Source organism: Streptomyces tyrfis, from assembly GCF_037034285.1.
Classification (GTDB): domain Bacteria; phylum Actinomycetota; class Actinomycetes; order Streptomycetales; family Streptomycetaceae; genus Streptomyces.
The window spans coordinates 81,123-96,890 of sequence record NZ_JBAGJZ010000028.1; the positions used below are offsets into that span (position 1 = coordinate 81,123).

8 protein-coding genes are annotated in these 15,768 nt (G+C 75.9%); 6 read left to right on the forward strand and 2 right to left on the reverse strand.

All coding sequences use genetic code 11. The annotated features are described in order from the left end of the window. Positions 1-12 precede the first annotated feature (12 nt). Positions 13-1,659 carry a hypothetical protein gene (locus WA762_RS21700; protein ID WP_335937642.1) on the reverse strand — a complete coding sequence of 549 codons (1,647 nt, stop codon included), beginning with the start codon at positions 1,657-1,659 and terminating at the stop codon, positions 13-15. 46 nt (positions 1,660-1,705) lie between these two features. After that, a complete protein-coding gene (locus tag WA762_RS21705) occupies positions 1,706-1,900 on the reverse strand; it encodes a hypothetical protein (RefSeq protein ID WP_335937643.1) in 195 nt (64 codons plus the stop codon). 274 nt (positions 1,901-2,174) lie between these two features. Here WA762_RS21705 and WA762_RS21710 point away from each other — a divergent pair, with 274 nt between their 5' ends. The 6 genes from WA762_RS21710 (at position 2,175) to WA762_RS21735 (ending at position 15,729) form a co-directional block, all read left to right on the forward strand. Continuing rightward, positions 2,175-2,567: an ankyrin repeat domain-containing protein gene (locus tag WA762_RS21710; RefSeq protein ID WP_335937644.1), complete on the forward strand. Its 393-nt coding sequence runs from the start codon at positions 2,175-2,177 to the stop codon at positions 2,565-2,567. A gap of 217 nt (positions 2,568-2,784) precedes the next feature. Beyond that, positions 2,785-4,203, forward strand: coding sequence for a HEAT repeat domain-containing protein (locus WA762_RS21715; protein WP_335937645.1), 1,419 nt, complete (start codon positions 2,785-2,787; stop codon positions 4,201-4,203). 231 nt (positions 4,204-4,434) lie between these two features. Beyond that, complete coding sequence (locus WA762_RS21720; RefSeq protein ID WP_335937646.1) at positions 4,435-8,091, forward strand: hydantoinase B/oxoprolinase family protein; 3,657 nt, start codon at positions 4,435-4,437, stop codon at positions 8,089-8,091. Positions 8,092-8,175: 84 nt separating this feature from the next. Then, a complete protein-coding gene (locus WA762_RS21725) occupies positions 8,176-9,705 on the forward strand; it encodes a hypothetical protein (RefSeq protein ID WP_335937647.1) in 1,530 nt (509 codons plus the stop codon). Positions 9,706-9,925: 220 nt separating this feature from the next. After that, entirely contained in the window at positions 9,926-10,852 is a 927-nt protein-coding gene (locus tag WA762_RS21730; RefSeq protein WP_335937648.1) for a hypothetical protein, read from the forward strand. Between the two features lie 140 nt (positions 10,853-10,992). Next, on the forward strand, positions 10,993-15,729 hold the full coding sequence (locus tag WA762_RS21735; protein WP_335937649.1) for a hypothetical protein: 4,737 nt from the start codon (positions 10,993-10,995) through the stop codon (positions 15,727-15,729). Positions 15,730-15,768 lie beyond the last annotated feature (39 nt).

Sequence of the window (15,768 nt, forward strand, 5' to 3'; positions counted from 1 at the left end):
CCGCGGCCTCGCTCAGCCTTCGCCCTTTCCGCCGTCGCAGAGCAGCGCCGGGGGCAGGGCGGGCGGCGACGCCGGGTCCGGGACGCCCGTCCCGGCCGGCGGGGCCGCCTCGACCGGGCCGGGCGTCTCGCCGGCGGCGGGCCCGGCCGCCTCCGCCCGCAGTCCGGGCAGCAGCCCCAGGACCGCCCGCCGCAGCGGTTCGCCGGTCGCCTCGTCGTACGGGTCGGGGGTGGCCGGGACCTGGAGCCGCAGCACCGGACCGGCGCCCAGCCGCGCGTACCCCCGGCCGGGCGGGACCTCCGGCGTCGGCGTGGTGTGCGGCTCCGCGCCCAGCACCGACGCGATCTGCTCACGGGAGCACCGGCCGAGCGCCACCCGGGCCCGGGTGTGGGTGCGCACGGTCTCCCCGAGGGCGTCCAGGTCGTCGAACTGCTCGCCCAGGACCACCGTGACGTTGGCCGCCCTGCCGTGCCGCAGCGGCAGCCGGAGCAGTTCCTGGGGGTCGGGCCCGCCGTCGCCGGCCGCCAGATGGCCGAGGACACCCGGCCGGTCCAGCAGGATCCAGAGCGGGCGCCGGACGTCCTCGGGGACGGGATGGCCGGCCTGCCGGGCCCGGTTCGCGGTGATCAGCCGCCGCTCGGTCTCGTTGGCCGCCCACTCCAGGGTGGTGAGCGCCCCGGCCGGGCCGCACTCCACGGCGGCCACCCCGTGACGCCCCGCCAGACAGGCGTACTCGCCGGTCCCGTTGCCCTCGACGACCAGGACGTCCCCGTGCTGGAGCGCCTGCAGGGCGATGGAGCGCAGCAGCGTGGTGACGCCGCTCCCGGGCTGTCCGACGACGAGCAGATGCGGCTCGGTGGACCGGGCTCCGGTCCGCCAGACCACCGGGGGCGCGTCCCGGGTGGCGTCGCCGTCGGTCACCGGGACCGTGCGCGGCACGGCGTCGCCGTCGGTGAAGCCCAGCACCGTCTCGCCGGGCGCGGTGACGAAGCGCTGGGCGCCGACGGTGGTGGGCAGGGGGTCGAGGACGGTCATGAGGAGCCGGTTGGCCTCCTCGTCCCAGTCGAAGCGGTACTCGCGCCCGCGGCCCGACTTCGCGTGCAGCACCTCCTCGATCCGGGCGCGGCAGGCGGGTTCGCCGTCGGTGAAGCAGGCGGGGTACGACACCCGCAGCCGCGTCGGACGCCCGTCGCCGTCGAACGCCGCGTCGCCGAAGGCCCGTTGCCAGTCGCCGCCGTGCGCGTACAGCGGATCGGGGTCGTCGGCCACGGAGAAGTACGGCACCAGCGCCTCGTACAGGGACCGCAGCCGCCCCGTCTCCGTCTCGTCGGGCCCGGTGCTCACGGGCGTCCGGTCCCGCCCCATCCAGGCGGCGGCCGCCATCACCGACAGCAGGGCGATGATCGACCCGTACGGGACGAGCGCGAGCACGAACACGCAGGCCGCGACGGAGAACAGCGCCGTGCCGCGCCTGTCCTTGGGCGTCGCGGCCCACTTCCGCCGTCCGGCCCCCGCCAGCCGCCGCAGCCCGCGCGCGATCGTGATCAGCGGCTGGAGGACGTCGGCGGCGCCGTCGGCGGCCGTGCGCGCGAACTCGCGACCGCGAGTGATCGAGACGCCGCCGCTGCTGAGGATGCGGGGGAGTGGTCGCCGGGCCACGTCGGTCTCCTGAACCTGAAGGGGGCGGAAGCGGTCGCACGGAGGGTCAGAACTTGATCCCGCCCAGCAGGCTGGCGAGGCTCGCGCCTCCCGCGGTGATGCTCGGTGCGATGGCGGTGCCCGCCAGATAGAAGCCGAACAGGGCGGTGACGAGGGCGTGCGACGCCTTGAGGCCGTCCTTCCTGAAGAACAGGAAGACGATGATGCCGAGGATGACGACGCCTGACATGGACAGGATCATGAGAGCTTCTCCTGGTTGGTGGGACGGTCACCATGAGTCCTTCCAGATTCACCGGAAGTATCTATGTGACGAAAGTCGCATTCGGGTGAAAAGTCGGTATTTTCACCCGAATGGACGGGATGCCCGATGGGGAGGGGCGAGGCGGTCCGTCCTCGCTCCGGGCCGGGCCGCCGACGCGTCCGGGCAGTACTCTGTCGGTTCACTCGTGCGCCTCCCGGCGTACGCCTCAGCAGGTCAACAGCGGTGCTACCGGTTCACGAAAGGCGGTCCGACGATGAGCGAAACCCCCGATCCCGAGGTGATCGCGCTGGCGACGAAGGTCTTCGACCTGGCCCGCCGGGGCGAGACCGACGCCCTCGCCGCGTACGTCGACGCGGGGGTGCCCGCCAACCTCACCAACGACCGGGGCGATTCGCTGCTGATGCTCGCCGCCTACCACGGACACGCCGCCGCGGTCGCCGCCCTCGTCGAGCGCGGCGCCGACCCGGACCGGGCCAACGACCGGGGCCAGACGCCGCTCGCCGGAGCCGTCTTCAAGGACGAGCGGGCGGTGATCGACGCGCTGCTCGCGGCGGGCGCCGACCCGGCGGCCGGGACGCCCTCCGCGCGGGAGACCGCGCGCATGTTCGGCAGGGCCGACCTGCTGGAACTCTTCGGCGACCGCTGACGGGGTACGCCGTAAATGTGGTCGCGGTGGCGAAATGGCTGGGTCATCATGACGTCACGGGCCCGCTCCGGGCCGACGACGAGAGGCAGAGGAAGATGCTCTACACCAAGCGGAAGACGGCGGTCGGACGATCATGTCGCTGCGCGGCGTAGTGCCCGCCAGGCACGTGGAACTGCACAGTCCCGGTTGCGTCGACAGCTTGATGTGAGGGCTTCCCATGTTTGATCCGTTCATAGCGCCGAGCGGCACCCTGCTCGGCCTGTTGCAGCGGGGCCGCGGCGACGGCACGCTCCACGCGCTCGCCGCACCCCGCCCCGAGGCCCTGGCGGCGCTCAACCACTGCGTCCTGAGCGACCCGCGCCACGACTGGCAGGTGGAGAACCGCTCCCTGTACTACGCCCGCCTCTACCTCGACCTCGACGGCGGCGTCGAGGAGATCGAGCGGCACCTGTGCGCCCCCGAGGACCACCTCGACACCGACGACTCGCGCACCGGCCTGGCGCTCTCCGTGCTCGGCCACCTCGCCTCGTACGGGCGCGACGACGCCCTGGCCCTGCTGCGGCGCTACGCCGCGACCGGGTCCAACTGGGCCTGGGCGCTCGACGAGCTCGCGCTGCGCGACGACGACGCGGGGCTCCGCGTCCTCGCCGAGCCCGTGCTCGGCCGCTTCCCGGCCACCGAGGAGGGCGACGCCGAGCTGGCCGCCGCCGTACGGGACGCCTTCGAACCCCGCCCCTGGCGGCTCTGGGCCGACGACCCGCGCGAAGCGGTCGGCGCCCGGGTCAGGGCCGCCTCGGAACGCGGTTCCTTCGACCGCTGGCAGCGGCAGATGCGCCCCGGCGGGCCGCGCCCCGGCTGGAGCGTGCGCGCCGTCCTCGACTGGGCCCAGCAGGGACTGGAACGCGGCAGCGCGCTGCACGTGCCGGCCGCCCGCTGCCTCACCGCCGTCGCCGGCCCAGAGGACCGCCCCCTGATCGTCGAGGCGGCCCGCGGCGGCCCGGAGGCCGCCCGCTGCGCCGCCCTGCACTACCTGGCCGAGGCCGCCGACCCGGCCGCCCTCGACCTGATCGAGCTCGCCGCGGCCGACGCCTCGCGCACCGTCGCCGACGCGGCGGTCGCCGCCTTCGAGCGCATGTGCGGCGACCCGGCCGTGGAGCGCGCCCGGCGCTGGGCCCGCCGCCCCGACGCGCTCGGCGCTTCGGCGGCCGGCGTGCTGGCCTGCCGGGGCGGCGCCCAGGACGCCCCCCTGGTCCTCGGCGCCCTGCGCGAGGCGGTGCGCGGCGAGGGACCGGACGCGCCACGCCTGTGGACCCTCGTCGACGGCGCCGGCCGGCTGGGCATCGCCTGCGCGGCCCCCGTGCTGCGCCACGTCTACCGCGAGACGTCCTCCTCGCACCTGCGCGGCCGGGCGGCCCGCGCCCTGGCCGCCACCGACCCCTCCTTCGCCACCGGATTCGCCGTCGAATGCCTGTGGGACTGCGAGGAGACCACGCGCGAGGTCGCCGCACTGCACGCGGAGACCGGCGACATCAGGGTCGCCGAACGGCTCCGCAGACTCGCCGCGGACCCCGCCGAGGAGGCCGAGGTCCAGACGGCGGTCCGCAGCAGGATCGGCCCGGACGCCCCCATGGCCTGAGCGGCCGCCGCCGTCCGCGTACGGGGAGGGCGGCGCGTACGGGGGGAGACCCCTCCGCGCCGCAGCCGCCGCCCGTCGAAGGAATCCGTGCCGGGGCCGCTTCGGGAGCAGCCTCGGGAGCCGCCCGCCACGACCGGCGCGGGCGGCGGCCGGGCACGGGCCCGCCCCGGCGGCGCGCCGCCCGGCCCCGCCGCTCTGTCCACCGGACGCGCCGCCCGTCAGTATGGGGGGATGACCGGACGCTGGGAGTTCTGGATCGACCGTGGCGGCACCTTCACCGACGTCGTGGCCCGGGCCCCCGAAGGCCGCCTGGTCACCCGCAAACTGCTCTCCCACGACCCCGGCCGCTACCGCGACGCCGCCGTCGCCGGAATCCGCGAGATCCTGGGCCTGGGCCCCGACGAGCCGGTGCCCGCCGACCGGGTCGGCATCGTGAAGATGGGCACCACGGTCGCCACCAACGCCCTGCTGGAACGGCGCGGCGAGCCGACCGTCCTCGTCATCACGGAGGGCTTCCGGGACGCCCTGCGCATCGCGTACCAGAACCGGCCCCGGCTCTTCGACCGCCGCATCCTGCTGCCCGAGGCCGTGTACGACCGGGTCGTCGAGGTGCCCGAGCGGGTCGACGCCCGCGGCCGGATCCTGACCCCGCTGGACCGGGACGCGGTCGCCGAGCGGCTGCGCGCCGCCCGGGCCGAAGGACCGCGCGCCGCCGCCGTCGTCCTGATGCACGGCTACCGCCACCCCGCGCACGAGAAGGCCGTGGCCGCCGAGGCCCGTGCCGCCGGCTTCACCCAGGTCAGCTGCTCGCACGAGGTGAGCCCGCTGATCAAGCTCGTACCGCGCGGCGACACCACCGTCGTCGACGCCTACCTCTCGCCCGTGCTGCGCCGCTACGTCGACGGCATCGCCGCCGAACTCCCCGGCATCCGGCTGATGTTCATGCAGTCCAACGGCGGACTGCGGGAGGCGTCCCACTTCCGGGGCAAGGACGCGGTGCTCTCCGGACCCGCCGGCGGCGTCGTCGGCATGGCCCGCACCTCCGAACAGGCCGGGTTCGACCGGGTCATCGGCTTCGACATGGGCGGCACCTCCACCGACGTCTCGCACTACGCGGGCGAGTTCGAGCGCGAACTCGGCACCCGGGTCGCCGGGGTGCGGATGCGCGCCCCCATGATGAACATCCACACCGTCGCGGCCGGCGGCGGCTCGATCCTGCACTTCGACGGCCGCCGCCACCGCGTCGGCCCCGACTCCGCGGGCGCACACCCCGGCCCGGCCTGCTACCGCAAGGGCGGACCGCTGACGGTCACGGACGCCAACGTGATGCTCGGACGCGTCCAGCCCGCGTACTTCCCGGCCGTCTTCGGACCCGACGGCGACCTGCCGCTCGACGCGGACCTCGTCCGCCGGCGGTTCGAAGAGCTCGCCGAGGAGGTGACACGCGCCACCGGGACGCGCCGCACGGCCGCCGAGGTCGCCGCCGGATACCTGGAGATCGCCGTGCTCAGCATGGCGAACGCGGTCAAGAAGATCTCCGTGGAACGCGGACACGACATCACGCGCTACGCCCTGACCGGCTTCGGCGGGGCCGGCGGCCAGCACGTCTGCGCCGTCGCCGACGCCCTGGGCGTCGACACCGTCCTCGTGCCGCCGCTGGCCGGCGTGCTGTCCGCGTACGGCATCGGCCTCGCCGACGCCACCGCGATGCGCGAACGCTCCGTCGAGGCGGAACTCGACGAGGCGGCCCGGGCCCGGGTCGGCGAAGTCTGCGCCGACCTCGCCGCACGCACCCGCGCCGACCTGCGCGCCGACGGCATCCCCGACGACGCGATCACCACCCGCGCCCGGGTGCTCCTGCGCTACGCGGGCACCGACACCGCCCTCCCCGTCGAACTCGCCGACGCGCCCGCCATGGCCGGGGCGTTCACCGACCGGCACCGCGCCCGCTACGGCTTCACCATGGACAAACCCCTGGTCGTGGAGGCGGTGTCGGTCGAGGCGACCGGGACGGCCGGCCGGCGCCGGCCGCGCCCGGCCGGGACCGCGCCCCGCGCGGAGACGGCGCCGCCGCCGCACGACACCGTGCGGATGTTCAGCGAGGGACGGTGGCGGGACACCCCGCTGCACCGGCGCGCCGACCTGCGCACCGGCGACGCCGTGACCGGCCCCGCCGTCGTCGCGGAGGCCGACGCCACCACCGTCGTCGACCCCGGCTGGCGGGCCGCCCTCACCGACACCGGACACCTCGTGCTCACCCGGGCCCGCCCGCGCCCGGACCGCACGGCCGTCGGGACCCGCGTCGACCCCGTCAGACTGGAGATCTTCAACAACCTCTTCATGTCCATCGCCGAACAGATGGGCGTGCGCCTGGAGAACACGGCCCACTCCGTCAACATCAAGGAACGGCTCGACTTCTCCTGCGCGCTCTTCGACGCCGGCGGCGACCTGATCGCCAACGCCCCGCACATCCCCGTCCACCTCGGCTCCATGGGGGAGTCCATCAAGGAGGTGCTGCGCCGCAACGCCGGCGCCCTGCGGCCCGGCGACGTGTACGCCATCAACGACCCGTACCACGGCGGCACCCATCTGCCCGACGTGACCGTGGTGACCCCCGTGTTCGACGAGACCGGGGACGACGGCCCCGAGCTGCGCTTCCTGGTGGCCTCGCGCGGGCACCACGCCGAGATCGGCGGCATCACCCCCGGCTCCATGCCCGCCTTCAGCCGCACCGTGGACGAGGAGGGCGTCCTGTTCGACAACTGGCTGCTGGTACGCGACGGCCGGTTCCGCGAGGACGAGACGCGCGCGCTGCTCACCACCGCCGCCCACCCCTCCCGCGACCCGGACGCCAACCTCGCCGACCTCCGCGCCCAGATCGCCGCCAACGAGAAGGGCATCGCCGAACTCCGGCGCATGGTCGCCCAGTTCGGCCCCGAGGTGGTCGCCGCGTACATGGGACACGTCAAGGACAACGCCGAGGAGTCCGTCCGCCGGATCATCGCCGGACTCCACGACGGCTCCTGCCGCTACGAGACCGACGACGGCGCGGTCATCGAGGTCGCCCTCACCGTGGACCGGGCCGCCCGCAGCGCCGTCGTCGACTTCGCCGGCACCTCCCCGCAGCAGCCGGGGAACTTCAACGCCCCCCGGTCCGTGGTCATGGCGGCGGTGCTGTACGTCTTCCGGACCCTGGTCGCCGAGGACATCCCGCTCAACGCCGGTTGCCTGGAACCCCTGGAGGTGAGGATCCCGGAGGGCTGCATGCTGGCCCCCGTCCACCCCGCGGCCACCGTCGCCGGGAACGTGGAGACCTCCCAGGCCGTCACCGGCGCGCTCTACGCGGCCCTCGGCGTCCAGGCCGAGGGCTCCGGCACCATGAACAACCTCACCTTCGGTAACGAACGCGTCCAGTACTACGAGACCGTGGCCAGCGGCTCCGGCGCGGGCGACGGCTTCGACGGCGCCGACGCCGTGCAGACCCACATGACCAACTCCCGCCTCACCGACCCCGAGATCCTCGAATGGCGCCTGCCCGTGCTGCTGGAGAGCTTCCGGGTACGGGAGGGCAGCGGCGGCCGCGGCCGCTGGCACGGCGGCGACGGCGTGGAACGGCGCCTCCGCTTCCTCGAACCCGTCACCGTGGCGCTGCTGTCCGGCCATCGCCGGGTCCCGCCCTACGGCATGGCCGGAGGCGAGCCCGGCGCCCTGGGCGAACAACACGTCGAACGCGCCGACGGCCGGACCGTCACCCCGCTGCGCGGCTGCGACACCGCCGAACTGGAACGCGGGGACGTCCTGGTGCTCCGGACCCCGGGCGGCGGCGGGTACGGACCCCCGGAACCGGGCCCCGACGACCGCGCCGGCCACGGGAACGAACCCGGGTGAGCCCGCAGGCGCCCGCCCCGGAGAGGGCGGGTCGCTTCTGCGTCGTTTCGACCGTTGTCAGTGTGAGGACCTACGCTGTGCACCGTGACTTCGCCTGCCAACACGGACAACGGCGCGCCCCGGTCCGGCGCCGGGCAGCGGCCCGCGCCGGGCCCGGCCGCCGACGAGGGGCTCGCGCGGCGGCTGCGCGCCCTCGCCTGCACGGCGCCGCTGCACGACCTCGACACGCGCAAGGCGAACCTGGCCGGCGAGTACACGGTCTACGCGATGGCCGAGGTCGCACTCGCCGCGATCGACCTCGTCACCCTCAACATGGACTTCGACACGGGCGCCGACCACGACCAGATAGTGGCCAGGCTCCTCGCCCGCGTCGCCGCCCAGGCCCCCGACCGCCCCGCCGCCGAGCACGAGCGGGTCGCCCGCTGGGTCCTGGAGAACCTGATCAACGTCGGCAGCGTCGACCGCGGATTCCGCGCCGTGTACGGCACGTTCGGCGCCGACGGCCTGTACGTCCGCCGCGACTACGACTTCAAACTCATCGAGGAGGTCCCGGGCCCCGGCGGCACCGTCTACCTCCGGACCACCGACGAAGCGGTCAACGTCCTGGTCGGGGCCCTCGACACGGACGTCACCAGCGCCCAGATCGCCGCCGAGGTGAAGCTGGAGGTCCTCATCAGCCGGGGCCGTCTCGCCGACGCCCAGCTCGCCGCCGAACAGGCCCGCTACCGCACCGTGCAGTACGCGGAGACCCTCCGCAAGACCCTGGAGGCCACCCGGCGCAACGTCCGGGCGGTCGACTGGCTCAACGCCGTCCCCGACATGATCGCCGAGGCGCTCGACCACGTCGCAGACCGCTACCGCCACGAGAACGCGATCCTCACCAACATCCGCCGGGCGCGCGACGAGGCCGAGGACCCCGAGCACAAGCGCCGCGCCGCCGAACTCGTCGACATAGTCAAGGACTGCATCCGCCGTCACACCCAGCTCCAGTCCCGGCTGCTGGAGGCCGGCCCGCTCTTCCGCGCAGAGCAGGACCGGCAGGCGTTCGCCGCGCCCGCCGCCCGCGCCGGCCTCGATCTGTACGGCCAGCTGGTCGCCCCGCTGCTGCCGCTCCCCGTCGAACAGGCCATCAGGGTCACCGACGCCTTCTTCGCCCGCGGCACCGGGCTGCGCACGCCCGTCTCCGTCCGGCTCGGCGACCTCGTCGACATGCTGCTGACCCCGCCCCAGGAGCGGGAGCACCTGGGCGCCGAGATGCCGGAACCCGACCTGATCGCCACCCCCGACGACAGCAGGTTCAGCGAGGAGCAGCTGGCGACCGCCACGGAACTCCTCGACCTGGAGCACGACGCCCCGCGCCGGCTGTCCGGACTCCTCGCGGAGGCCCGGCGCCGCGGCGGCACCGAACTCGCCTATCTGGTCGCCCTGCTCGCGGTGCACGCCGCGAGCCCGCCCGTCGGCACCGCCTACCGGCAGGGCGAGGAGCGGCTGCTGTTCTCCGTCGACGACGGAACACCGCTCGACGACCCCGACTTCGGCGGCGCGGACCTGATAGTGGGCACGGCCCTGCTCGACGCGGCCGGAATGGCCGCGGACCGTTCGGAGGCCTCATGACCGGCGCCCCGTGTGCCCCGGCGGTGCCCCGGACGGCCCCCGCCGCGCACCCGGGGCCCGGCGCCCCGCCCCGGCGCACCGACGACGTCCCGCCCCGCCGGACGGTCCGCCCCGGCGCCGCGCCGAAGCCGCGCCCGGACCGCCCCGCCCCGGTCGGCGCCGCGGGCCCCGACCCGTTCCACCCCGTACCACAGAGTTTCCGCACCGAGGAGCGACCGTCGTGACCGACCACCACGCACAGCACGCCGACGCGTGGACCGAGCCGACCGCCGCCCACGCCGGCGAGACCACCGGGCCCGCCGCCCCCGCGGGACCGGCGCCCGCGGCCCTCAGCCCGGCCGACGCCGCCGACGCCGCCCGGCTGGTCGCCTTCGGCCTGCAGCCCAAGCTGCCGCCCGCCCGCGACCTCGCCTACGGCGAACTCCTCCGCCGCTACCGGGAGGAGCCCGGCTTCGCCCGGCTCGCCGACGCCGTGGCCACCGGCCTGGGCCTGGTCGTCCTGGAGGTGTCCCCGCGCGCCGGAATGGTCGTCACCGCCGGCGAGGACTCCGTGTTCGCCGTCCGCATGGGCGACTACGCCCGCCGCGCCTCGGCGGACTCCGCCGACCGCTTCCTGCACGGGCTCGCCCATCTCGCCGTCGCCGCGATGGCCTTCCCCCGCCCCGAGGACCTCGCCGACGACGCCTACATCGGCCGGATCACCGTCAACGGCGTCGACGCCTTCGTGCGCCAGGCGTGCCGCCGCCTGGAGGAACACGCCGAGGAGCACGGCGACAACACCGACCCGGCGACCGACGCCCCCGGGCTGGAGGCGGCCTGGCGGATATACGCCCGGCGCAGTGCCACCGGCGCCACCAAGGACGCCCGGAGGCTGGCCGGCTCCACCACCGGCATCGTCGGAAAGGCCGTCGCCTTCCTCACCGACTCCGGATTCCTCCAGCGCACGGGGGACGACGCCGGGGGCGCCTACCGCACCACCGCCCGCTACCAGCTCCAGGTCCGCGACATGGCCGGCGGCGCCGCCCTGACCGAGCTCCTGGAGCTCGGCGTCGTACCGGTCACCGACGGAATGGCGACGCTGCTCCCGCCGCCCGACGGGGACGACCTCGAACTGGCCGCCGACGCCGGGCTGCCCTTCCACGCCTGACCGGCACGGCGCCCGCCCCCGGCACGCCCCGCGGCCGCCCGCGGGCGCCGCCGTCCCCGCACGGTTCCGGACGCCACCCGTCCCTTCCCGCTCCCTCCCGACATCCCTCCCCGCTTCCCGAACGACGAGAGTCCGCCGAAATGTACGAGCTGTCCCGGGTCCGCCTCTACTCCATCGGGCCGGCCGGCGCACGCTACGCCGACACCGTGCTCGACCTGCGCGGGGTGGGCGACCCCGTGCCCGACCCGGCCCCGGCCCAGGCGGAGTTCTTCGAGGAGGAGCCCGTCGGCCCGCCGCGCCGCCCCGCCCCCGCCGGGGTGCTCTTCCTGGAGAACGGCGGCGGCAAGTCGGTGCTGCTGAAACTCATCTTCTCGGTGATGCTGCCCGGCCACCGCAACACCCTCGGCGGCGCCAGCTCCGGCGTGCTGCGCAAGTTCCTGCTCGCCGACGACTGCGGCCACGTCGCCCTGGAATGGCAGCACACCCTCACCGGCGCATGCGTGGTCGTCGGCAAGGTCAGCGAGTGGCGCGGCCGCCAGGTCTCCAACGACCCGCGGAAGTTCGCCGAGGCCTGGTACTCCTTCCGCCCCGGCCCCGGCCTCAGCCTCGACTCCCTGCCGGTGGCCGAGGCCACCACCGTGCACCGCCCCGCCGAGGGCGCCTCCGGCGCGAAGGGCCGACGGCGCACGATGAAGGGCTTCCGCGACGCCCTGACGGAGGCCGGCAAGTTCTACCAGCACCTCGACGTGCACTGGGAGGAGATCCACGACCGCTGGAACGAACACCTCGGCGACCTCGGCCTCGACCCCGAACTCTTCCGCTACCAGCGCGAGATGAACGCCGACGAGGGCGAGGCGGCCGGGCTCTTCGCGGTCAAGAAGGACTCGGACTTCACCGACCTGCTGCTGCGCGCCGTCACCGACACCCGTGACACCGACGGCCTCGCCGACCTGGTGAGCGGCTTCGGCAACAAGCTGGGCCGCCGCGCCGAGCTGACCGCCGAACGCGACTTCACGGCGGGCTCGGTCGACCTGCTCGGCCGGATCGTGGAGGCCACGGAGACCCGGGCCCGCGCCCGCGACGTCCACGCGGGCGCCGAGCGCCGCACCCGCCTCCTCGCCCGCAGGCTCTCCGCCCGCGCCGGCGGGGAACGCGCCCGCGCCGCCGAACTCGCCCAGCAGGTCACCGCCGCCGCGCACACCGTCACCGAGGCCGAGGAGGCCCGCGGCCGCAGCTCCCTGATCGCCGCCGAACTCGCCTACCGGCACGCCTCCCTGGCCCTGGCCGCGGCGGAGAAGGGCGCCACCGCCCAGCGCCGGGAACTCGGCGACGCCCGCACCCTGCACTCCGCCTGGCAGGCCGCCGAGGCCGTGCTGCGCCACCGCGCCGCCGCCGACCGTGCGGCCAGGGTCGCCGCCGCGATCCGCGAGGCCGAACGGGACGCCGCCCCCGCCCTGGCCGCGCGCGCCCGGGCCGCCGCCGATCTCGTCCGCGCCCTGCACGGCGCGGCCGAGGCCGGCGAGACCCTGGCCAACGAGGAGGAGGCGCGCTCCGAGGCCCTCCAGGCGGCCGGCGAGACCGCCCACCGCGACGCCACCATCGCCGCCACCGAGGCCCAGCGGGCCCGCAGCGAGGCCGGCCACCTGCGCCAGCGCCTCGCCGAGGTCGAGCAGGAGACGGCGGAGGCGGTCCGGGCCGGCTGGCTCGACGACACCGCGCCCGACGCCGACCCGGCGCGCGCCGCCCTCGCCGCCAGCGACGCCGAACAGGCCGCCGTCGCCGCCTGGGAGACCTCGAAGGAGGCCGCCCGCTCCGCCGCCGAACGGGCCAGGGAGACCGCGGCCGCCGAGAGCCGCGCCGAACTCGCCGCCGCCCGCTCCGCCGACGCCGCCCTCGCCGCGGAGCGGTCCTACGACGCCGAGCGCAAGGCCGCCGAGTCGATCGCCGCCCACCCCCGCCTCGCCGATCTGCTGGGCCTGCCCGCCGCCCAGCACACCGGCGTGCCCCGGCCCCGGAGCGGCGCGGACGGACCCGGCCCGGACGCCACCGAGGCCGGCGGACCGCGCCCCGAGGACCGGTCCGCCGGCCGTGAAGGGCCCCTCGACGCCGAGGAGTTCGACCATTCCGCCGACCAGCTCAGGGAGTTGCTCGACCAGGCCGTCGCCTCCGCCGAACGCCGCCTCTTCGACCTGCGCACCGCAGCCGCCGACGACGCCCGGATCCTCGGCGCGCTGGGCGACGGCGGACTGCTGCCGCCCGGCCCCGACGTCCTGGCCACCGTCGAGTACCTCGGCGAGCACGGCATCCCGGCCCTGCCCGGCTGGCGCTACCTCGCCCAGGCCGTCGACCCCGCCGACCACGCCTCCGTGCTCGCCGCCCGGCCCGAACTCGTCGACGGCGTCGTCATCACCGACCCCGACTCGCACGCCCGCGCCCGCGAGGTGCTGAGCGGCGCGGCCCTGCTGCCGCGGTCCACCGTCGCCGTGGGCACCGCGGCGGCGCTGCTCGCGCCCGTGCCCGCCGCCGGACCCGACCCGGACACGGGGCAGGTGTTCCTCGTGCCGCCGAACCCGGCGATGCACGACGAACACGCGGCCGACGAGGAACGGCAGGCCCTCAGGAGCCGGGCCGCCGCCCGGGACGAGGACATCCGCGCCCTCGCCGCCCGGCTGGCCGCCGACCGCGCCCTCGCCGCCCGCATCGGCTCCTGGCGCGCCGACTGCCCGCCCGGCATGCTCGCCGAGCTGGCCGAGGCCGCCCGCGGGGCGCGCGAGGCCGCCGGGACGGCCGAGGCCGAGCTGGCCGAGGCCCGTACGGCCCGCGCCGAGGCCGACGAGGCCGCCGGGGACACCGCCCGGGTCCGCGACGAACGCCAGGAGACCGCCCAGCGCGCCCGCCGCGCCGCCGACGCCCTCGCGGGACTCGCGCACCGGCTCCGCGAGCGCGCCGGCTGGCAGGCGAAGCTCCGCGAGCTGACCGAGGACCTCGCCGAGGCGGAGGCGCGCGCCACGTACTGCCTGGAGCGGGCCAGGGCCGCCGACGAGGACCGCCGGGCCGCCCAGCGCGCCGCCGACGACGCCCGGCGCACGGCCCGCGCGCTGCGCGCCGAGCGCGCCGAGATCGCCGGCGCCCCCGAACCCCTCCCGGAGCCCGAGGACGACGGCCCGCGCCCCGCCCTGCCCGCGCTGCGGGAGGCGTACCGCGCCGCGTCCCAGCTGTACGAGAAGGTGGGCGTCGGCGCCGACCTGCGCGCCGAACAGGCCCGCGCGGAGAGCGACGAGAGCGCCGCCCTCGCCGAGCTCGACCGGCTCACCAACAAGGTCCGCACCCGGGCCGCCCAGCTCCTCGAGGGCCCGGACGGCGCCGACGGCCCCTCCCGGCAGGCCGCCGCCGCCCGGGCCGAGTCCCTGGTCCAGCTCCTGGAGACCAGGGCCTCCACGGCGAGCGAGCAGCTCGGCCGGCTGCGCGGCGAGGCCGAACGCCTGGCCCCGGCCGACGGCGAGACCCACCACACGGAGCTCTCCCCGGAGCTGGTCCCCGTCGACGCCGACCAGGCCCAGACGCTCCTGCGCATCGCCACGGCCGAACTGGCCGCCGCCACCGCCACCCTGGACACCGCCCGCGCCGCCCACACCGAACTGCTGCACGCCCACCGCACCGCCGAGGAGTCGGCGGGCGGCTTCGACGAGACCGCGGCACTCCTGCGCGACCTGCTCAGGGACCACGGCGCGGACGACGACGCCGAGACCCCCGAGCCCTACCCCGGCAGCCTCGACGAGGCGCGGCGGTCCGCCGCCGAGGCCCGCCGCTCGCTGCGGGGCTGCGCCGCCGACCTGTCCGCGGCGGAGAGCGCCGTGCGCGAGGCGAGCGACGTCCTCGTACGGCACGCCAACTCCACCCGCTACGAGCAGGTCCGCACCCCGGCCCGACAGCAGATCCGCGAACTGCCGGCCGCCGCGCTGCCCGAGCACGCGGAGAAGTGGGCTGCCGCCTTCGCCCCGCGCCTGCGCGTCCTCACCGACGAGCTGGCCCAGCTGGAGCGCAACCGGGACTCCATCGTGGACCGGCTGCGCGGCCTCGTGGAGTCCGCGCTCACCACCCTGCGCTCCGCCCAGCGGCTCTCCCGGCTCCCCGAGGGACTGGGGGAGTGGTCCGGCCAGGAGTTCCTCCGGATCCGCTTCGAGGAACCCGACCAGGCGACCCTCACCGAGCGGCTCGGCGAGGTCGTCGACGAGGCCACCCGCTCCGCGCTCAGGAAGAACTCCGACCTGCGCAGGGACGGGATGTCGCTGCTGCTGCGCGGTGTGCAGGCGGCGCTGGAGCCGAGGGGCGTCGCCGTGGAGATCCTCAAGCCGGACGCGGTGCTCCGCGCCGAGCGGGTCCCGGTCGGGCAGATGGGCGACGTGTTCTCCGGCGGGCAGCTGCTCACCGCCGCCATCGCCCTGTACTGCACGATGGCCGCGCTGCGCAGCAACGACCGGGGCCAGGACCGGGTCCGGCACCGCCACGCGGGCACGCTCTTCCTGGACAACCCCATCGGCCGCGCCAACGCCACCTATCTGCTGGAGCTCCAGCGGGCCGTCTCCGACGCCCTCGGGGTGCAGCTGCTCTACACCACCGGGCTGTTCGACACCACGGCACTCGCGGAGTTCCCGCTGGTCATCCGGTTGCGCAACGACGCGGACCTGAGGGCCGGGCTGAAGTACATCAGCGTGGAGGAGCACCTTCGCCCGGGGCTGCCGCAGCAGGACCCCGACGGCGAGACGGTGCACGGCGAGATCACCGCCACCCGCATGTTCAAGCGGAGCAGCACGGGGGCGGACGCCCCCCGGACCACCGCCGGGGCCCCGTCCGGCGCGCAAGGGGTGTCGCCGTAACCCCTGGCGGGCACGCGCCGACGGCCCCGGCCCATGGCG

Bases quoted from the DNA above. Each gene is read 5' to 3' on its own strand.
- WA762_RS21705 (WP_335937643.1), bottom strand. From the start codon at position 1,900: ATGATCCTGTCCATGTCAGGCGTCGTCATCCTCGGCATCATCGTCTTC.
- WA762_RS21710 (WP_335937644.1), top strand. From the start codon at position 2,175: ATGAGCGAAACCCCCGATCCCGAGGTGATCGCGCTGGCGACGAAGGTC.
- WA762_RS21715 (WP_335937645.1), top strand. From the start codon at position 2,785: ATGTTTGATCCGTTCATAGCGCCGAGCGGCACCCTGCTCGGCCTGTTG.
- WA762_RS21720 (WP_335937646.1), top strand. From the start codon at position 4,435: ATGACCGGACGCTGGGAGTTCTGGATCGACCGTGGCGGCACCTTCACC.
- WA762_RS21735 (WP_335937649.1), top strand. From the start codon at position 10,993: ATGTACGAGCTGTCCCGGGTCCGCCTCTACTCCATCGGGCCGGCCGGC.